Origin of the sequence: Kribbella sp. NBC_01245 (assembly GCF_036226525.1) — a bacterium.
In the GTDB taxonomy this organism is placed as follows: domain Bacteria; phylum Actinomycetota; class Actinomycetes; order Propionibacteriales; family Kribbellaceae; genus Kribbella.
Map to the genome: position 1 here is coordinate 4,608,459 of NZ_CP108487.1, position 19,738 is coordinate 4,628,196.

At 68.0% G+C, this 19,738-nt stretch carries 15 protein-coding genes; 8 read left to right on the top strand and 7 right to left on the bottom strand.

What is annotated here, in order from left to right; translation table 11 throughout:
* Nucleotides 1-81: 81 nt before the first annotated feature.
* The 4 genes from OG394_RS20580 (at nucleotide 82) to OG394_RS20595 (ending at nucleotide 4,910) form a co-directional block, all read left to right on the top strand.
* Entirely contained in the window at nucleotides 82-1,299 is a 1,218-nt protein-coding gene (locus OG394_RS20580; protein ID WP_328988624.1) for a neutral zinc metallopeptidase, read from the top strand.
* 9 nt (nucleotides 1,300-1,308) lie between these two features.
* Nucleotides 1,309-2,718, top strand: coding sequence for a neutral zinc metallopeptidase (locus OG394_RS20585; RefSeq protein ID WP_328988625.1), 1,410 nt, complete (start codon nucleotides 1,309-1,311; stop codon nucleotides 2,716-2,718).
* 74 nt (nucleotides 2,719-2,792) lie between these two features.
* Nucleotides 2,793-3,749, top strand: a complete 957-nt coding sequence (locus OG394_RS20590) for a neutral zinc metallopeptidase (RefSeq protein WP_328988626.1) — start codon at nucleotides 2,793-2,795, stop codon at nucleotides 3,747-3,749.
* 189 nt (nucleotides 3,750-3,938) lie between these two features.
* Complete coding sequence (locus tag OG394_RS20595; protein WP_328988627.1) at nucleotides 3,939-4,910, top strand: neutral zinc metallopeptidase; 972 nt, start codon at nucleotides 3,939-3,941, stop codon at nucleotides 4,908-4,910.
* Nucleotides 4,911-5,411: 501 nt separating this feature from the next.
* Here OG394_RS20595 and OG394_RS20600 read toward each other — a convergent pair.
* Complete coding sequence (locus tag OG394_RS20600) at nucleotides 5,412-7,109, bottom strand: DUF2207 domain-containing protein (protein WP_328988629.1); 1,698 nt, start codon at nucleotides 7,107-7,109, stop codon at nucleotides 5,412-5,414.
* A gap of 53 nt (nucleotides 7,110-7,162) precedes the next feature.
* Between OG394_RS20600 and OG394_RS20605 the strand changes: the two genes are divergently transcribed.
* From OG394_RS20605 to OG394_RS20615, 3 genes are all read left to right on the top strand, one after another.
* Entirely contained in the window at nucleotides 7,163-8,302 is a 1,140-nt protein-coding gene (locus OG394_RS20605) for a neutral zinc metallopeptidase (RefSeq protein ID WP_328988630.1), read from the top strand.
* A gap of 96 nt (nucleotides 8,303-8,398) precedes the next feature.
* Nucleotides 8,399-12,238, top strand: a complete 3,840-nt coding sequence (locus OG394_RS20610; RefSeq protein WP_328988631.1) for a Pls/PosA family non-ribosomal peptide synthetase — start codon at nucleotides 8,399-8,401, stop codon at nucleotides 12,236-12,238.
* On the top strand, nucleotides 12,238-13,566 hold the full coding sequence (locus OG394_RS20615; RefSeq protein WP_328988632.1) for a M1 family metallopeptidase: 1,329 nt from the start codon (nucleotides 12,238-12,240) through the stop codon (nucleotides 13,564-13,566). The genes OG394_RS20610 and OG394_RS20615 overlap by 1 nt, the downstream gene beginning before the upstream one ends.
* A gap of 103 nt (nucleotides 13,567-13,669) precedes the next feature.
* Here OG394_RS20615 and ispF read toward each other — a convergent pair whose 3' ends face one another.
* The 3 genes from ispF to OG394_RS20630 are packed head-to-tail and all read right to left on the bottom strand — an operon-like array spanning nucleotide 13,670 to nucleotide 15,358.
* A complete protein-coding gene (gene ispF, locus OG394_RS20620) occupies nucleotides 13,670-14,137 on the bottom strand; it encodes a 2-C-methyl-D-erythritol 2,4-cyclodiphosphate synthase (protein WP_328988633.1) in 468 nt (155 codons plus the stop codon).
* Nucleotides 14,137-14,829, bottom strand: a complete 693-nt coding sequence (gene ispD, locus OG394_RS20625; protein WP_328988634.1) for a 2-C-methyl-D-erythritol 4-phosphate cytidylyltransferase — start codon at nucleotides 14,827-14,829, stop codon at nucleotides 14,137-14,139. Before ispD ends, ispF begins: the two co-directional genes overlap by 1 nt.
* Nucleotides 14,830-14,872: 43 nt before the next feature.
* The gene (locus tag OG394_RS20630) at nucleotides 14,873-15,358 is read right to left on the bottom strand and encodes a CarD family transcriptional regulator (protein ID WP_012918679.1); all 486 of its coding nucleotides are present in this window, start codon (nucleotides 15,356-15,358) and stop codon (nucleotides 14,873-14,875) included.
* A gap of 228 nt (nucleotides 15,359-15,586) precedes the next feature.
* Here OG394_RS20630 and OG394_RS20635 point away from each other — a divergent pair, with 228 nt between their 5' ends.
* Nucleotides 15,587-16,102: a hypothetical protein gene (locus tag OG394_RS20635; protein ID WP_328988635.1), complete on the top strand. Its 516-nt coding sequence runs from the start codon at nucleotides 15,587-15,589 to the stop codon at nucleotides 16,100-16,102.
* An 80-nt stretch (nucleotides 16,103-16,182) separates the two neighbouring features.
* Here OG394_RS20635 and OG394_RS20640 read toward each other — a convergent pair whose 3' ends face one another.
* The 3 genes from OG394_RS20640 to OG394_RS20650 all read right to left on the bottom strand — a co-directional run bounded on the left by OG394_RS20640 (nucleotide 16,183) and on the right by OG394_RS20650 (nucleotide 19,573).
* A complete protein-coding gene (locus OG394_RS20640; protein ID WP_328988636.1) occupies nucleotides 16,183-17,208 on the bottom strand; it encodes an iron-siderophore ABC transporter substrate-binding protein in 1,026 nt (341 codons plus the stop codon).
* Between the two features lie 473 nt (nucleotides 17,209-17,681).
* The gene (locus OG394_RS20645; RefSeq protein ID WP_328988637.1) at nucleotides 17,682-18,359 is read right to left on the bottom strand and encodes a response regulator transcription factor; all 678 of its coding nucleotides are present in this window, start codon (nucleotides 18,357-18,359) and stop codon (nucleotides 17,682-17,684) included.
* On the bottom strand, nucleotides 18,356-19,573 hold the full coding sequence (locus tag OG394_RS20650; RefSeq protein ID WP_442914311.1) for a sensor histidine kinase: 1,218 nt from the start codon (nucleotides 19,571-19,573) through the stop codon (nucleotides 18,356-18,358). Before OG394_RS20650 ends, OG394_RS20645 begins: the two co-directional genes overlap by 4 nt.
* Nucleotides 19,574-19,738 lie beyond the last annotated feature (165 nt).

Genomic DNA, 19,738 nt, shown 5'->3' on the forward strand with positions numbered 1-19,738 from the left:
CGTCGGCTAGATAGCCTGGCGGGCGTGCCGCCGCCGGTGGCGCGCGGGGAACAACGGGGTCCGGGGGGACGAGGAGCAGAAGTGTCGAACAACCAGTGGGGACTGGCGCCGGGTCAATACCCGCCGCCGCCCGGCCCGCCGGTCAGCGGCCCGCCACAGCCGTCGTACGGCAGCCACCCGACGCAGCACGCTCCCGCCTTCGGCTGGGGACCGCAGTTCGGCCCCCAAGGACCGCAGCCCGGGTACGGCGCTCCGGGTGGCCCGGGTCCGCAGGGTTTCTACACGCCGCCGCGGCGCAGCAACCGCAAAGGTCTGGTCATCGGCCTGTCCCTCGTCGGGGTGTTCGGCGTAGTCGTGCTGGTCGGAGCGGTCCTGGTCGGCCTGGCGGCACGTCCCAGCGACAGCCCGACGACTGCACCGAGCCCGCCGGCCACCGCGCCGACACCCGCGCTGCCGACGGAGACCGAGGACACGCCGGCGCCGACCGTGCCCACGGTCAGCCAGCCGACCATCCGGCCGACGACAACCAAGCCGACCGTCAAGCCGCCCCCGAAGCGGGTGTCGCCACAAACCGTGGTCACCCGGGATGGGTTCTACTTCACCGGTCTGCAGGCCAGCGTCGGCTGCAAGGACCCGGGCCTGCCGATCAGCAACCAGCGCAATACCCAGAACTACTACGCCCTGGTCATCCAGTGCCTGAACAAGGCCTGGCCGCGCCAGGTCTCGGCCGGCCGGGACCAATTCCGGGCACCGAAGCTGGTGTTCTGGTCGGGTTACGTCCAGTCGCCCTGCACGGGTGGTGCACAGGTGTCCTTCTACTGCGGCACCAGTGAGACCATCTACATCAAGTACAGCGACGACATGGCCATGTGGCGCACCCGGACGGACACGCTGAACAGGCGCTACACCCAGCTGTGGGTCACCTTCACCGCCGCCCACGAGTACGGGCACCACCTCCAGCAGGTCAGCGGCATCCTGCCGGCGACCTACGAGCTCGGCTACGACAGTCGTGCGCCGAAGGAACAAATGCTCGCCATCAGCCGTCGGATCGAGGTTCAGGCGTCTTGTCTGGCCTCGGTCTTCCTGGGCGCGAACAAGTCGTCGTACGGGCTCACCACCGGTATGAAGGCGCGAGCCTGGACGTTCCTCCGGGACAACACCGGTGACGAGAACAGGCCCGGCGGCGACCGCGACCACGGTAGCCGGGCCAGTAATGCGGCGTTCATGCGTCAAGGGTTCGCCACCCGCAACAACGCCTACTGCAACACGTTCACGGCTTCGGCCAGCAAGGTTTCGTGAGGAGTTTCGATGTCGGAGAACTGGAATCCACCGCCGGGCGGTCCCCCGAACGAGCCGGGACGGGAAGAGCCGAACAAGCAGTGGTGGACCCAGCCCAGCGATGAGCCGGACGACTTCCTGTCGCCCGGCCAGCCGCACCCGTACCAGCAGCAGGGTCCCGGGGGCCAGCAGCCGCCGTACCCGCCGCACGGCCAGCCTCCGCAAGGACCTCCGCCCGGACCGCCCCCTGGCCAGATGCCGGGGCAGTCGCCGTGGCAGCGTCCCCCGCAGCAGCCGCAACAGTTCCCGTACGGCGGACAGCAGCCGCCGGGTCGGGGTGGTGAGGTACCGCCGGGCTGGCAGTACCCGCCGCAGGGCCACCCCGGCCCAGGTGGCCAAGGTGGTCCCGGTGGCCCTGGTGGTCCGCCGATGATGGCGCAGATCCAGATCCCGCGCCCGCCCGGTCCGGGCCGTCGGCGCAAGCCGCGCCGTGCCCCCAAGGCGCTGGTGATCGGTCTGGTCGTGCTGGCGGTCCTCGCCATCGCCGGTGGGGTGACCGCGTTCGTGACGATGGGCAAGGACGACGTACCGACGACCGGTCCCGAGGTGTCGGCGACCCCGACACCCACGCCCACGCCCACCCCCACGCCCACGCCCACCCCGACGCCGACGCCGACCCCCAAGCCGACGCCGAAGCCGAAGCCCACGCCGAAGCCGCCGACACCCGCGCAGGTCGTCACCCAGAACAAGCTTTACGTGACCGGGCTGATCCTGGCCTCGCGCTGCCCGGAGCCGACCTTCCGGCCGACCACGCCGCTGGCCACCAAGGCGTACTACAACCGGATGCTGCCGTGCCTGAACAAGTCGTGGTACCCGACCATCAAGAAGGCCGGTTTCAAGTACCGCGCGCCGAAGGTCGTCGTCTACGCAGGCAGCCTCAAGTCGCCGTGCGGCATCCAGACCGGATCGCGCGCGTACTACTGCGGCAGCGTCGAGACGATCTACATGCCGTACACCTCGGACAACAAGAACTTCAAGGCCAACCCGGTGTACGCGCGGGCGCTGATGGCCAACACGTTCGCCCACGAGTACGGGCATCACGTCCAGTTGGTGACCGGCATCCTGGCGGCTTCGTTCCAGCGTGAGCGGAAGATGCCGAACCGCGAGGCGCGACTGCAGGAGAGCCGTCGCCGCGAGCTGCAGGCCTCGTGCCTCGGTTCGGTCTACCTCGGCGCCGACAAGCAGTGGTTCCCGATGACCGGCGAGCTGCTCACCGCCTGGCAGTTCGCGGTGAAGAACTCCGGTGACGAGTTCAACCCGGCCAAGGTTCGCGACCACGGCAACAAGAACAACCACGGCTGGTGGTCCCTGCGTGGCTACAACTCGAAGAACCCTGGGATGTGCAACACCTTCACCGCTTCGGCGAAGGTCACCAGCTGACCCCTGGTCCGATCTGGACCGGGTTCGTGGCAGGATCACGGCCGGTAGAAGTCCCCGATCACGAAAGTGAACGTATGACGAATCTCCGCAGCCTGATCAGCCCGGCCCGGTCCGCCCGGACGGCGGCCAGGCGAGGACTGGTGTCCCTGCTGGCCGTCACGACGGCGTCCGCGGTGACGCTGGCCGGCGTCCAGGGCGCCGCCGCCACCGGACCGGATCAGCCCGAGCCGGTCAGCGCGGCCACGACCGCGGATCACGTCGCGCCGAAGATGGCCAGTGCCGACGCGGGGACCAGCTCGGCGGCGTCGAGCTACAACACCGTCCGGTACAACAAGCTCTACAAGACCGGCCGACTCGGCGCCTCGAAGTGCAAGATGCCGGCTTACCCGCTGACCACCGCGGGCAACGTGAAGGCGTACCACCTGTCGTTCCTGCACTGCCTGAACAACGTCTGGGTGGGCAAGATCCGCCTGGCCGGCAAGACGTTCACGAAGCCGACGCTGGTAGTGCACGAGAAGGGCGTCAACTCGGCCTGCGGCTTTATGCCCGCGGACAACGCGTACTACTGCTCGGGCTCGCGCGGTATCTACATCCCGTGGAAGCGCTACGCGAACATGTGGAAGACCCAGGGCGCCGGCTACGCCCGGGCGTACGCGATGCAGATCGTCGCGCACGAGTACGGCCACCACGTGCAGGCCATGACCGGCATCCTGCAGGCGTCGTACTACCGCCAGCAGTACGTGCACAAGACCACCGCCAAGCGTCTCGAGGAGAACCGCCGGATGGAGCTGCAGGCCTCGTGCTTCAGCGCCGCCTACCTCGGCGCCGACCGGGCGTACTTCCCGATGACCGGGGCCATCTACAGCAACTGGCGCTGGATGGTCGCGAACATGGGCGACGACGCGAGGCCGGGCGGTCCGCGTGACCACGGCTCGATGTCCAGCCACAACTGGTGGTCCCTGCGCGGCTACAACAACATGACCTCCGCGTCCTGCAACCCGTGGACCGCGGCGTCCTCGATCGTCGACTGATCCTGCCGTTCAACCTTTGTTCAAGGTTTGTTACCGGCCGGTCGCCGACTGCTTGCCTTGGGCAACCACTTTTTCCCGCCGTCGAAGGGAACCATTCGGCCGTGACGACCCTCTGAGATGCAAGAGTCGGAGACGTACGGTCCCCTTCGACAGACAATCCGCCCCCTGCACGAAAGGTTCAACCACCTGATGTCCTCATCCATCGTTCGGCGCGGCCTGGTCTCGCTGGCCGCCGTCGCGCTCACCGCTGTCACCGCTTTCTCCGGTGTCGGCTCCGCCACCGCGAAGCAGGACGTGGCTCCCGCGCCGCAGGTCGCCCAGGCGCCGCAGGTTGCCGCCCAGCCCAGTGACCCTTCCACGACGGGAGGTGAAGGCGACTTCAACATGTTCGCCAAGGCGGACGCCGGCCTCGCCTACGGCACCGCGTGGACCTCCACCAGCGCGTGGAACACCGTCAAGTACAACCGGGCCTACAAGACCGGTCGAATCTACCCGAGCCAGTGCGGTCAGCCGAAGTACGCGCTGAACGGGTCCAACAACATCCTGGCCTGGCACCGGTCGTACGGCTACTGCCTGAACAAGAGCTGGGTCGGCAAGATCCAGGCCGCCGGCTACAAGTTCGTCGCGCCGACGTGGGTCATCTACACCAAGCCCTTCAACACCAAGTGTGGCTGGGCCAACGGCACGCGGGCGTTCTACTGCTCCGCCACGAACGGCATCTACATCCCGGTGAACCCGATCGTGCAGGGCTACAAGTCGAACCCGCGCTTCAACCTGGTTCGCGTCATGCAGACCGCCGGCCACGAGTACGGTCACCACGTCCAGAAGCTGACCAACATCCTGAGCGCCTCCTGGTACCGCCAGGCCTACGTCATCCCCACCACGGCCAAGGACCTCGAGGAGAACCGCCGCGTTGAGCTGCAGGCCACCTGCTGGTCCGCCGCCTACATCGGCAGCAACCGTGGCTACCTGGGCATGACCGGCGCCCGTCTGTCCGACTGGAAGTGGCACATCGCCCACATCGGCGACGAGTACAACAACGGCGGCCCCCGCACCCACGGAAGCCGCAGCAGCAACAACTGGTGGGCCACCAACGGCTTCAACTACATGAACGTCGGCTCCTGCGCCACCTGGAACGGCTCCTCGTCCATCGTCGACTAGCCTTCCTGCTCTACCAGCACCACGCACCACGAACCGCCCGGGCCCCACGGCCCGGGCGGTTCCTTTATGCCCCCACAACGCCACCCCGCCAACACCGGCACCACCCGGCGGATCGGCATCCCGTTAGCCCTGCGTCGATTGGTCTGGATTCGCCCGCTGCAAGGGGGTTGAGTTTTCGGAATGAGGCCGTGCGGGCGAATCCTGACGAATCGTCGCTAATGCCGGTCCACGAATAGCCTTCCCCGGATGCTTTTCGGCGTACGACAGCCAGAACGGTCCGGGCAGGCGGGGTTCGGGGCGGGCCGTTAGCGTCGATTCGTCAGGATTCGCCCGCGCGGCCATGGTCGGAATACTCGACGCCCTTGCAGCGGGCGAATCCAGACCAATCGACGCAGGGCTAACGGGATGCCGATTCACCGGGTGGTGCCGGTGTTGGCGTGGGGACGTGGAACCGCCCGGGCCAGTCGTGCGTGGCCCGGGCGGTGTAGGGAGAAGCGGAGGTTAGTCGGCGAAGAGGCGGCGGGAGGTGGTTAGGGAGCCGCTTACGGCGGTTACGAAGTTGGTGAGGGACTGGCCGATGTCGGAGAGGTGCCAGTTTTCGGGGCCGGAGTACCAGCCGATGCCGGCGTCGGGGTCGTCGTCGTCATCGGTGTTGGCGATCTCCAGGGCCCACTTGTCGGTCAGCCCCAGCACCGCGGCGTACGGCAAACACCGGGAGGCGAACTCGAGTCGGTGGTGCTCCGGCAGGTCCACCGACGACTCGTCGCGGAGGTACGCGCGCAGGCCGGAGATGCGGCCCAGCACGGCCGAACCCCGCGCCGTACGAGCGGGCGCCACCTGGCCGGCCAAGGTGAGCGCGACGCCGGCCAGCATGACCGCGAGGCCGCCGAGGGCGAACTTGGTGGCAATAGCCAGGATCAGCGTGAGCACACCGCCTGCCACGATCAGGGCGAGACCGGCGGTCGTCCAGCGGTTGCGGACGGCGTCCGGGCGCTGGGCGAACCAGCCCTGGGTGACGACATCGGCGTACAGGTGCTCGCGGATGGCGCCGAGGCGCGGCCGCAGGGTCGGGCCGAGTGCGGACACGACGACGCTGTCGCCGTCGGCGAAGACGGCGTCCAGCACGGCCTTCTCGTACGGCAGGAGCTCGGGCCCGCCGGCGTTCATCCGATCCAGGCGCCAGTCCAGCCGGCCGAACTCGGTCTCCCGCGGCAGCTCGACGATGGTGAGGTAGTTGCGCACGGCAAGGTCCAGGACGGTCGCCGTGATGTCGACCACGTCGGCCGTCTCGTCCACCACGGTCCCGACCTGGCCCGGGCGGATCCCGTCCGGCGCGGCGAACTGCGGACCGGCCTCGCTGTCCAGCACCGGGCGTGCGGGCATCCCGGCGGCGGGGTCGACCTTGGCGGCGTCCCGGCCGCGGACGAACCAGAGAGCGGCCGCGGCGAGGATGCCGAGGCCGAGCAGCAGGGCGCTCAGGCCGACCGTCGAGGAGTCGGCGGTGAAGGCCCGGCCGAGGCTCCAGCGGGTCGAGTAGTCGGCGTTCGGCACGACCGTGGCCTGGGAGTTCAGACCGGCCAGGAAGGTCAGGCGGCCGCCGGCGGGAATGCCGAGCTGCTCGATCTCGATCCCGGCCGACTCGCCCAGCTGGGACGACGTACACGGCACGCTGGAACCCTGGCGGCCCGCGAAGCAGACGATCCAGGAGGCGAACGGCACGGTCAGCGAGACGTTCGCGCGCGTGATCGAGGCGTCGAAGCCCTGCACGATCGGCCAGCTGACCTCGCGGCCGTCGACCGAGTCGGCGACAACACCGCCGACCTCGTAGCTGTAGACGACCTCCGACTCGCCCGAGCCGTTGACCGAAATTTTCCGGGCGTTGTCGCTCTCGACGTTCTCGAAGCCCTCAGCCGGTTTACCGTTCACCGTGGCTGTGACGTTCTTGACGTCGTAGTTGCGATCCTCGTCGGCATCGGAGCGCACGCGTGTCTGCAGCGTGCGCACGATCTTGCCGGACACAGGCATGACCTTGACGGTCTCTTTGACCTTCAACACCCCAGAGCCGTCCAGAGTGGCCTCAGCCTTGTACGCCGAGATTCGCCCGTCAGGGACGGCCGCAGCCATCGCGGACGCCACGGGGACTAGTGAGACCAGGGACAAGATGAGGGCTGCCGGGACCAGGCGGCTCTTCAGTGACATGCCCCGAGAGTAGTCTCGTGCGGGTTCGTTCAGTGCGAGGAGGGCAAGGACACGTGAGCAACACCTACGGGTATGGCGCACCCCCGGAGCAGCCGGGCCAGCATCCCGCTGTGCTGCCACCACCGCAGGCCGCCCCCTGGCCCCAGCAGTACGGCACGCCCCAGCAGCCGTACGGCGGGCAACAACAGCAGTATGTGCCGCAGCAGTTCCCGGGCCAGCAGTACGCCGGGCAGCAGTGGCCCCAGCAGTACGGCGGCCACAACCAGTTCAACTCGTTCGGACCGCCGCCGCGCAAGTCCAACGGCATCCGGCTCACGCTGATCGCGCTGGGCGTCTTCCTGGTCGTGGGCGTCGGGCTCGCCGTGGTCGTCGGTACGGCGCTACGGCCGTCGGACGACAGCGTGGCGAGCGGACGGCCCGGGCAGATCGGTCCGTCGGTCGTGCCTTCCCCGACCACGAACCCGCCGGAAGGCTCGGCCGAGGACCACCTGGTCAACGCCCCGATCTTCGGCGCCGGCGCTCTCAGCGAGATGTCCTGCAAGGCCGAGAACCTCGGCGACGGCTCACTCGCGGCACAGAAGCGGTACTACGAGAAGCTCTTCAAGTGCCTGAACGACGGCTGGCGGCCGGTGCTCTCCAAGGTCGGTATCAACAAGCCCGACCCGGGTCTCGTCGTCTTCGACAAGCCCGTCGTCACCGCCTGCGGCAACTTCAAGCCCAAGTCGGGCCGCGTGCTCGCGTTCTACTGCTACGGCAACAACGTGATGTACACGGACGTGCTGCAGATGCAGAGCGCCTTCGGGCCCAAGGAGGACCTGGGCTTCCTGATGGTGATCGCGCACGAGTACGGCCACCACATCCAGGGCGTCAGCGATCTCTTCTACGCCCGGCAGGCGTACTTGCAGGATCACCCGACCGAGAAGCTCGACAGCTCCCGCCGCAACGAGCTGCAGGCGTCGTGCTTCGCCGGTGTCTTCAGCCGGTCGATCGAGAAGAGCTATCCGCTGACCGGCCGGATGGAGGAGTTCGACTTCACCGCCAGCAACAGCTTCGGAGATTCCCCGGACACCCCGGCGGAAGAGCGGACCCACGGTCTGGCGACCAGCCAGGGCTTCTGGATCATGAACGGCTTCAACGTCGGCGAAACGAAAGCGTGCAACACCTTCGCCGCCCAGCCGGATATCGTCCGCTGATTGAGCACAACCTCCACCAGATGAACAACTGATGGCCGGATCGTCTGCAGCTAAGACGATCCGGCTTCTCAGTTGTGAAAGTCGTACGATGCCCCGGTGACTTTGCGACGAGCTGACCTGGCACCTCCCGCCCGGACGCTCGTCGACATCCTGCACAGCACGGCCACGCGATTCCCGGACGAGCCCGCGCTCGACGACGGCACCGTGACCCTCAGCTATCGCGAACTCCTCAACCAGGTGGCGGCCTTCGCGAACCGGTTGCACCAGGCCGGCGTCGGTCCCGGCGACCGGGTCGGGGTGCGCATCCCATCCGGTCACAACGATCTGTACGTCGCGATCCTCGGCACCCTCGAAGCCGGCGCGGCCTACGTACCGGTCGACGCAGACGACCCGGAAGTGCGCGCCACCCTGGTCTTCGGCGAGGCCGCCGTCCGGGCGATCGTCACCGAAGGCCTGACGATCACGGGTCACGAAGGCACCAGCGTTGAGGCCAGCGGACCCGAGCTACACCACCACGCCTGGATCATCTTCACCTCGGGCTCGACCGGCGTACCGAAGGGCGTGGCCGTCTCACATCGATCGGCAGCCGCCTTCGTTGATGCCGAGGCGCGGCTGTTCCTGCAGCAGGAGCCGATTGGCCCCGAGGACCGGGTGCTGGCCGGGCTGTCCGTCGCGTTCGACGCGTCCTGCGAGGAGATGTGGCTGGCCTGGCGGTACGGCGCATGCCTGGTGCCGGCGCCACGCTCACTCGTTCGCAGCGGGATGGACCTCGGCCCCTGGTTGGTTGCCCAGGGCATCACCGTCGTCTCGACCGTACCGACGCTGGCCGCACTCTGGCCTGCCGACGCGCTGGACCAGGTGCGCCTGTTGATCTTCGGTGGCGAGGCCTGTCCGCCGGAGCTGGCCGAGCGCCTCGCGACCGACGGGCGTGAGGTCTGGAACACGTACGGTCCGACCGAAGCGACAGTCGTTGCCTGCGGCGCCCAATTGACCGCAGACGGGCCAGTCCGCATCGGTTTGCCCTTGGACGGTTGGGATCTCGCCGTTGTCGATGCCGAGGGCAACGAAGTCGCCGAAGGTGAAGCCGGTGAGCTGATCATCGGTGGTGTCGGCCTGGCGCGATATCTCGATCCCGCCAAGGACGCCGAGAAGTTCGCGCCGATGCCGAGCCTCGGCTGGGACCGCGCCTACCGCAGCGGCGACGTCGTACGGCGGGACGAGGCCGGCCTGTTGTTCGTCGGCCGGGCGGATGAGCAGATCAAACTCGGCGGCCGCCGGATCGAGCTCGGCGAGGTCGACGCCGCCCTGCAGGCCCTTCCCGGGATCACTGGTGCGGCAGCCGCCGTGAAGACCACTGCCGCTGGTAACCAGGTGCTCGTCGGGTACGTCGTACCGGCCGAGCCCGACGCGTTCGACCAGAAGGCGGCGACGACCCGGCTCCGCGAGGCGCTCCCGGCCGCCCTCGTACCGTTGCTCGCCACGGTCGACACCCTGCCCACTCGCACGTCAGGCAAGGTCGACCGGGCGGCACTCCCCTGGCCCCTGGCCGGCGCCTCGGACATGGACGAACCAGTCGAGCTGGAAGGCACGGCCGCCTGGCTCGCCGAGAAGTGGACGCAGATCCTCGGCTCCCGGGTGGCCGGGCCCGACGACGACTTCTTCATCCACGGCGGCGGCAGCCTCGCAGCCGCCCAACTCGTCTCGATTTTGCGCGAGCGCTACGCCGGCGCGACCGTCGGCGACATCTACGACTATCCGCGACTGGGCGCGATGGCCGATCGGCTCGACTCGTTCATCGCGTCGACCGAGCCGGTGGAGATCCGTACGGTCAAACCCACGCCACGGTTCACCCAGTTGTTCCAGACGGCCCTGACGCTCGTGTTGCAGACCGTCGTCGGCGTGCGCTGGATGGTCTGGCTCTTCACCCTGAACAACCTGCTCGGCCTCAGCGGCGAACACCCGTGGGTCCGGACCGTCTCGTGGTGGTGGATCCTGGCGGGCTGGCTGCTCCTGATCAGCCCCGCGGGCCGGATGGGCATCGCCGTCGTCGGCGCACGGATCCTGCTACGCGGGGTCAAACCGGGCGTCTATCCGCGCGGCGGCATGGTGCACGTCCGGCTCTGGGCCGCGGAGAACCTGGCCGACGCCGCCGGTGCCGCCAACCTCGCCGGCGCACCCTGGATCGCCTACTACGCAAGAGCCCTCGGCGCGAAGGTCGGCCGCGGTGTCGACCTGCACACGCTGCCGCCGGTGACCGGATTCCTGTCGCTCGGGCGCGAGGCCTCGGTGGAACCCGAGGTCGACCTGTCCGGCTACTGGATCGACGGCGATCGCCTGCTGCTCGGCACGGTGACGATCGGCGCCGAGGCCGTCGTCGGCTCCCGCAGCACGCTGCTGCCCGGTGCTGAGATCGGCCGTGGTGCCGAGATCGCCGCCGGTTCGGCCGTCTCCGGCGTGGTCCCGGCGGACGAGCGCTGGTCCGGATCCCCCGCCAGCCGCGCCGGCCGGGCCCGCAAACCCTGGCCGGACGAGCGACCCGCACGAGCGCCTTGGTGGGTCCTCGCGTACGGCGCCGCCTCCGCGCTCATGTCGTTGCTACCGCTCGCGGCCGCCGGCGCCGCCGTACTGGTGCTGGACCGGGCCGTCCGCGACGCGGGCTCACTCGGCGAGGCAGCCCTCGCGGCGCTGGCCGCCGTACCGCTGATGACCGTCATCGGTTTCACCACGCTTGCCGTGCTGACGTTGATCGGCGTGCGGCTGCTCGGCCTCGGCATCAAGGCCGGGCACTACCCGGTGCGAAGCCGGATCGGCTGGCAGGTCTGGGCCACCGAGCGCCTGCTCGACTCGGCGCGGACCCTGCTCTTCCCCTTGTACGCAAGCCTTCTCACGCCCTGGTGGTTGCGCGCGCTCGGCGCCAAGATCGGCAAGGACGTCGAGGCGTCGACCGTGCTGCTGCTGCCGAAGATGACGACTGTGGGCGACGGCGCGTTCCTCGCGGACGACACGATGATCGCGTCGTACGAGCTGGGCGGCGGCTGGTTGCACGTGGCCGGCGCCAAGGTCGGTAAACGCGCGTTCCTCGGCAACTCGGGGATGACCGCGCCCGGGCGTTCGGTACCGAAGAACGGGCTGGTCGCGGTGTTGTCGGCCGCCCCGAAGAAGTCCAAGTCCGGCACCTCCTGGCTCGGCAGCCCGCCGGTCAAACTGCGCCGGCAGGCGGTCAGCGGCGACCAGACGCGGACGTTCAACCCGCCGCTGCGGCTGAAGATCGCCCGCGCGCTGGTCGAGTTGTGCCGGTTCGTGCCGATGATGTGCACGGTCGCGATCGCCCTCGGCGTCCTGGCCGCGTTGCAGGCGATGGTGATCACGATCGGCCCATGGTGGACGTTCGTGCTGGCAGGCGGGGTCATGCTCGCCGCCGGGGCGGTCGCGGGCGCGAGCGCGACGATCGCGAAGTGGACGATCGTCGGCAAGACCCGGGCCGTCGAATACCCGTTGTGGAGCTCGTTCGTCTGGCGCAACGAGGTGGTCGACACGTTCGTCGAGATGGTCGCCGCGCCCTGGTTCGCGAACGCCGCCGCGGGCACACCGGTGCTCGCGCTCTGGCTGCGTACGCTCGGCGCGAAGATCGGCCGGGGCGTCTGGTGCGAGACCTACTGGCTGCCCGAGGCGGACCTGATCGAGCTCGGCGACGGCGTCAGCGTCAACCGTGGGTGCGTGCTCCAGACGCACCTGTTCCATGACAGGGTGATGGCCATGGACACGGTCACCTTCGCCGCGGGATCCACGTTGGGACCGCACGGCATCATCCTGCCCGCGGCATCGGTCGGGGCGGGCGCCACCGTCGGGCCGGTCTCGCTGGTGATGCGGGGCGAGAGCGTGCCCGCCGGGAGCCGCTGGGCCGGCAACCCGATCGCCCCGTGGACCACGCGCTGATGGTGCCCAATCAACAACCGTCGCCCGGTGCCACTTCCGCCGGTGACCCCTACGTACCGGACCACGGCAACGGCGGTTACCGCGTCGAGTCGTACGAGCTGGAGCTGGACTACCGCGTCAACAGCAACCGTCTGACCGGCAAGGCGAAGATCACCGCGATCGCGACGCATGGCCTGATGCGGTTCAGCTTCGACCTGGTCGGTCTGCGCGTTTCGAAGGTCTCGGTCAACGGCCGCCGCCCGGTGCGATTCGCGCAGCGTGGCGGCAAGCTGCACATCTGGCCCGCGGCGGATCTACCCGCGGACCAGCCGTTCGTGGTCGAGATCGCGTACGGCGGCAACCCCAAGCCGTCCGACAGCCCGTGGGGTGAGCTCGGCTGGGAGGAACTGACCGAGGGCGTGATCGTCGCCAGCCAGCCGAGTGGTGCCGCCACCTGGTACCCGTGCAACGACCATCCGGCCGACAAGGCCCGCTATCGGATCACGATCAGCACCGATTCGCCGTACCACGTGGTCGCGAACGGACGACTCGTCTCCTGCCGGACCAAGGCCAGCCGTACGACTTGGACCTTCGAGCAGCAGGCCCCGATGGCGACGTACCTCGCGACCGTGCAGATCGGCCGGTACGACGTACTCGAGCTGGCCGCCAACCCGGTCGCGACGCGGGCGGTGTTGCCGCGGCACCTCGTGCCGGTCTTTCGGTCGGACTTCGGGCGGCAGCAGGAAATGATGGAGCTGTTCGTCCGGCTGTTCGGGCCCTACCCCTTCGGGTCGTACACGCTGGTGGTGACCGACGACCCGCTGGAGATTCCGCTGGAGGCGCAGGGCATCTCGGTGTTCGGCAGCAACCACCTGGACGGTCATCGCGGCTCGGAACGGCTGGTCGCGCACGAGCTGGCGCATCAGTGGTTCGGCAACAGCCTGACGCCGTCGGCCTGGAAGGACATCTGGCTCAACGAGGGCTTCGCCTGTTACGCGGAGTGGTTGTGGTCCGAGTTCTCCGGCGGCCAGACCGCCAACCAGCACGTCGCGAAGTGGCACGGCCGGCTGGCCGGGCTGCCGCAGGATCTGGTGATCTCGGATCCGGGGCCGGAGAAGATGTTCGACGACCGCCTCTACAAACGCGGCGCCATCACCCTGCACGCGCTCCGCCTGGCTCTGAAGGACGACGCCTTCTTCGACCTACTCCGCACCTACACCGCGCGTTATCGGCACGGCAGCGTCACCGCGTCCGACTTCATCACCATGGCCAGCGATGCCGGAGCACCCCCAGACCTCTTCCCCCGCTGGCTCGACCGCCCTGCGCTACCCCCGAAACCTCGGCGCTAACACTTTTCATTCATTCGTCGGAATCCGCCCTCTTCTCGCCGCCGACCTGTACCGGTTCGCTGGCCTGAGAGGGCGGATTCCGACGAATGAATGAAAAGTGTTTCTAGTACACAAGGGCGGTGGCGATGGCGGCGATGCCTTCGCCGCGGCCGGTGAGGCCGAGGCCGTCGGTGGTGGTGGCGCTGACCGAGACGTCGGCGCCGCAGGCCGCGCTCATGGCTTTCTCGGCCTCCTCACGGCGGGCCGCGAAACGGGGGCGGTTGCAGATGACCTGGACGGCGATATTGCCGATCTCGAACCCGGCCGCCCGCACCCGGCGAGCCGCCTCGGCCAAGAGCGTCGCGCCGGAGGCACCGGCCCACTCCGGCTCCGACGTACCGAAGTTGGAACCGAGATCGCCCAATCCGGCCGCCGACAGGATCGCGTCACAGGCCGCATGGGCCGCGACGTCGCCATCGGAATGACCACTCGGCCCGTTCGTCTCCTCGGGCCAATGCAACCCCGCCAGCCACATCTCGCGACCGGCTTCGAGCGGATGTACGTCGATACCGTTGCCGACCCTGGGTTTCATCAGGTAAGCCTCGCAGCCAGCAGCGCCTCGGCTAGCAGCAGGTCCCGCGGGCGGGTGATCTTGAAGGCGTCCTCGGAACCCAGCACGGTCTGCACGGTCACGCCGAGCCGCTCGCACAGCGTCGCGTCATCGGTGGCGCCGTCGGCCGGACCGGAATGGGCCTTGCGCAACAACGCGGGCTCGAATCCCTGCGGGGTCTGGACCGCGACCAGGCTGTTGCGATCGGGCGTGTCGACGACCTTGCCGTCGGCATCGACCCGTTTGATCGTGTCGGTGACCGGCAGCACCGGCACCACCGCAGTCGCGCCGGCCCGCACCGCGAACACGACTCGCTCGATCACCTCGACCGGAACGAACGGCCGGGCCGCGTCGTGCACCAGGACACAGTCAATGCCGTCGGCATCGATCACGTCGAGCGCCTGCCGGACCGAGTCGGTGCGCTCCTTGCCACCGGCAACGCAGTGCAGCTCGGCCGAGCCGACGAGCGGCTCGAGCTGGGCGTGGATGTCCTGCTCGGTGCCGGCCGGAACCGCCACCACCAGACAGCAAAGGTCGATGGCGGTCGCCGCGAAAAGTCCACGAACCGCGTGGACCAGCAGCGAGTCGCCACCGACCTCTCGAAAGGCTTTCGGTGCCTCACCACCCAGCCGCAATCCGAGACCGGCCGCCGGGATGATTGCCGCAGTGCTCATGGAGATGAACCTACGCAGGACGGAACGGTCTCGCGATTCCGGATCAGGAAGCGAGGACCTCGTCGAGGATGGCTTCCGCCTTGTCCTCGTTGGTGTGTTCGGCCAGGGCCAGTTCGGAGACGAGGATCTGGCGCGCCTTAGCCAGCATCCGCTTCTCACCCGCGGAGAGTCCACGGTCACGCTCTCGGCGCCAAAGATCGCGAACGACCTCTGCCACCTTCATCACGTCACCTGAATGCAGCTTCTCCAGGTTCGCCTTGTAGCGACGCGACCAGTTGGTCGGCTCCTCGGTGTGCGGAGCCCGCAGCACGTCGAAGACGCGCTCCAGACCAGCCTGATCCACGACGTCGCGAACGCCGACGAGATCGAGGTTGCACGCGGGGACCCGGACTACCAGGTCGTTCTGAGCGACGATCCTCAAGACCAGATAGGTCTTGTCCTCACCTTTGATCTGACGGGTCTCGATGTCCTCGATGACGGCCGCACCATGGTTGGGGTAAACAACCGTCTCGCCGACTGTGAAAGTCATATGTCACGTGCCCCTTTCCTCCTCTAGAGTACCACGCGGCCGCTGGTCATCTCCGGGCGTTTGCGCTGGTCAGAGGCCATTTCCCGCCTTGACAAACGAACTTGGCCGTGCCATGCGCACGAAAAACGGGGTACCTGATGACGGGTCCGCCGATCCCGATCGGTAGGCTGTGGCGGCCCGGGCCCTTGCTCTGCGGCATTTCATCAGTGTGTAGGAGAGGGAACACCAGTGCCCATCACGTTGACCTCGCGCACCGTACGGCGGACCGGCCTGCTCGGGGCCGCCGCACTCGTGGTGAGCACCCTCACCGCCTGTGGCGCCGGCTTCAACGCCCAGTCGACCCAGCCCTACCAGGCCGCCGAAGGCAGCAACGCGCAGTCCGGCGAGATCCTGGCCCGCAACATGCTGGTGCTGGCCGACGCCGAGGGCAAGGGCGAGCTGCACGCCGCCTTCGTCAACAACGGCCCGGAGAACGACGTACTGAAGAGCGTCGAGCTGGACCCGTCGCACCAGGGCATCGAGATCACCGGCATGCGCCCGTTCACGCTGCGCCCGGGTGCGCTGCTGTCGGTGCCGCCCACCACCGGCAAGCCCGTCGTGATCACCGGGGCCAAGCCCGGCACGATGCTCAAGATGACCTTCAGCTTCAACGAGGCCGGCCCGATCACCACCCAGGTGCCGGTGCTGGCGCACGACCACTACTCGCCGACGCCGCCCACCGAGACGGGCGAGCACCACGGCTGAGCACCTCGCTTGATCATGGAAACGGCCGGCCTCCCCTCAGCGGGAGGCCGGCCGTTCCTGTTTCTGCGGGTGCTGACTGACTACTTGGCTGCCTCGGCGGCCTTGGTCAGACCCGGCAGGATCTTCTCGAGCACCCACGGCACGCTGAGCACGCTGACCGCGCTCATACCGGAGACGACCTGCTTGTCCTCCATCAGGTAGACCGAGCCCTTCTTCGAGGCGCCGAGCGCCGCGTAGACCGGGTCCGCCTTGAACTTCGCCGCGGTCAGGTCGTCGACGTACGCCACCACGACGTCCGCGTCGATCTCCGCGACCTTCTCCTTACTCACCGTCATGTAGAACTGCTTCTGCTTGTTCGCCTTCTCCAGCGCCTCGACGCCGGGCGAGTTCACGAAGCCCATCTCGTTCAGGATCTGCACCCGCGGGTCGTTCGGCATGTAGACGTAGTTCTCCGCGCCGAACGACGCGACCGTGATCGTCTTGCCCTTGAACTCGGGGTGATCGGTGGCGGCCTTCGCCGTCAGCTCCTTGATGCCATCGACCAGCTTCCGCGCCTCGGCCGACTTACCGAGCGCCTGACCGATGATCGTGGTCTGGTCCTGCCAGCTGGTCTGCCACGCGGCACCCGGGTACGCCACGGTGGTCGCGATCTCGCTCAGCTTGTCGTACGTCGCCTTGTCGAAGCCCTCGTACGGCGCGAGGATCACGTCCGGCGTGAGGGCCGCGATCTTCTCGAACGGGATGCTGTCCGTGGTGTCGAACAGCGTGGTCTTCGCCGGGTCGAAGTGGCTCTCGTCCCAGGCGGTCGTGCCCGCGGCGGTCTGGCCGTACGTCACCTTGGGCATGCCAACCGGCGTCTCGCCGAGCGCGTAAACAATGTCCTGCGCGTTCCAGCCGAGCGTGACAATCCGCTCCGGCTTCTTGTCGATCACGGCATTGCCGAAGGTGTTCTTAATGGTGACCGGGAACCCGGCGGCGGCCGGCGCACTCGGTTGGTCACCTGCCGCCTTGTCGTCGCTGCCGCAAGCGACCAAAGCACTCGTAGCCAGCAAACTCACCAGCACAGCAGCCACCGGACGAGCAGCACGCGGACGGGACCAGAACATGGGCGGATCTCCTTAGTAGCCATACACCAACTAAGGCCAGCCTAACCTCATTTCCCCACCCTCTCTGCCCACCCCCATGTCAGATCCCCCACACCCCACACCCCGCCAAGGCCGGTACAACGCTCGCGGGCCGCACCCCCTAAGCCCTGCGTCGATTGGTCTGGATTTGCCCGCTCCCGCGGCGAGTCAGTTCGGCCGCCCACAGTCCGCGGGCAAATCCTGACCAATCGACGCTAAACCAGCACAACGAATAACCCTGCCCGGGAAGTTCTTCCGCCGTACGACGCCAAAACAATCCGGGTCGACGTGATTAGTGGCAGGCGATTAGCGTCGATTGGTCAGGATTCGACCGCAGACCGTTCGTCCGCAAGGTGACCGCCGCTGGAGCGGGTCGAATCCAGACCAATCGACACAGGGCTTGGGGAGGTGCCGATCCCCAAGCCCTGTGCAGGTGTTGGCGTTTGTGAGTCGGGTCAGGCTTCGAATTTGTAGCCTAGGCCTCGGACGGTGAGGAGGTGCTGGGGGTTTGAGGGGTCCTTTTCGAGTTTGCTGCGGAGGCGTTTTACGTGGACGTCGAGGGTTTTGGTGTCGCCCACGTAGTCCGCGCCCCAAATGCGGTCGATCAACTGACCTCTAGTGAGGACCCGACCGGTATTACGCAGCAGCATTTCGAGCAGCTCGAACTCCTTCAGAGGCAACCGGATCTCAGCACCCGAGACCGTCACCACGTGCCGCTCGACGTCCATCCGGACCGGACCCGCCTCGAGCGTGTCCGGCAGGAGCTCCACATCGGCTCCACGCCGGAGGACGGCTCTTATACGCGCCAGCAGCTCTCGCGGGCTGTACGGCTTGGTGACGTAGTCGTCCGCGCCCAACTCGAGCCCGACGACCTTGTCCACCTCCGTGTCCTTGGCGCTGACGATGATCACCGGCACGTTGCCGCGGCTGCGCAGCGCGCGGCAGACCTCGGTTCCGGACAGGCCAGGCAGCATCAGGTCCAGCAGCACGATGTCCGCACCGGCGCGGTCGTACTCCGCCAGAGCGTCCGGGCCGGTCTCGGCCACGGCGACCTCGAAGCCCTCCTTGCGCAGCACGTAGGACAACGCGTCGCTGTAGCTCTCTTCGTCTTCGACGACCAGCACTCGGGTCACGAAGCTGCCTCCTTGGAAACTGACGACGGGGTCGGCGTCTTGATCAGGCCGGGCGACACCTCGAAGATGTCGCCGGCAGGGTGCCCGGTTGCGGGATCGAGCCGCAGCGGGAGTCTGATGGTGAAGGTGGAGCCCTGGCCCTCGACGCTCCACACCCGCACATCGCCGCCGTGGATCGACGAGATGTGCTTCACGATGGACAGGCCGAGGCCGGTGCCGCCGGTTTCGCGACTACGGGCCCGGTCGACCCGATAGAAGCGCTCGAAGATCCGCTCCAGCTCGCTACTCGGGATACCGACGCCCTGGTCGCGGACGGTGATCTCGACCAGGTCCCCGATCGGCTGGGCGGTGACGGCGACCCGGGTCCCGTCGGGGCTGTAGTTGACCGCGTTCTCGACCAGGTTGCCGATCGCGATGGCCAGCTGGTCCTCGCTGCCGAGCACCTCCAGACCGGGATCGGTCTTCACGACCAGGCTGATGTCGCGGTTCTCCGCGTCCACCCGGCAACGGTCGACGGCCTGCTCGACCACGTAGCCGATATCGATCGGGCCCGGGTTCTCCAGCGGGTCGTCGCCCTGCAGGCGGGACAGCTCGATGATCTCCTTGACCAGCCGGCTCAGCCGGGAGGCCTCGATCCGCATCCGGCCGGAGAACCGCTGCACCGCCTCGGGATCGTCGGAGGCCTCGGAGACGGCATCCGCGAGCAAGGTCAACGCCCCGATCGGGGTCTTCAGCTCGTGGCTCACGTTGACGACGAAGTCGCGGCGGATCGCGTCCAGCCGCTTCTCCCGGGTGCGGTCCTCGGCCAGGACGAGCACGAGCTGGCTGCCCAGCGGCGCCACCCGCGCACTGACGTACTGCGTGGCGCCGAGGCGGCCGCGGACGATCTCGAGCTCCCGCTGCTGGATCTGCCCGTCCCGCCGCACCTCTCGGACCATCTCGAGCAGGTCGTCGACGACAAGGCGATTCCCGCGCACGATGCCGAGCACATGGGCCGGGGCACTGGCCTGGAGGACCTGGTCCTCGGGGCCCATCACGACCGCGGAACTGCGCAGGACGGAGAGCACGGTGGCGACGCCAGGCGGTACGACCGGGTCGGGTGAGACCGGGACCTTGGTCTGGGATCGCTCACTGAAAACGACCGCGGCAACGGACAGCGCTCCCAGGGCGACGCCAGCGACGCCCCCCAGCACCGCTGCCAGCGTGGAGTCCACATCTAAGATCGTACGCATACCGTGACCGGGTTAAGTCCGTTTTCGCCAGCACTGAGCCTGACGAGTCCTAACTGTTCACCACCCGTTCACCACTCGTCGCCAGGCGGCAACCTGGGCGGCATACGGTCCACGCTGGCGGCCTGTGCGCGGGCGCCAGGCCGTACC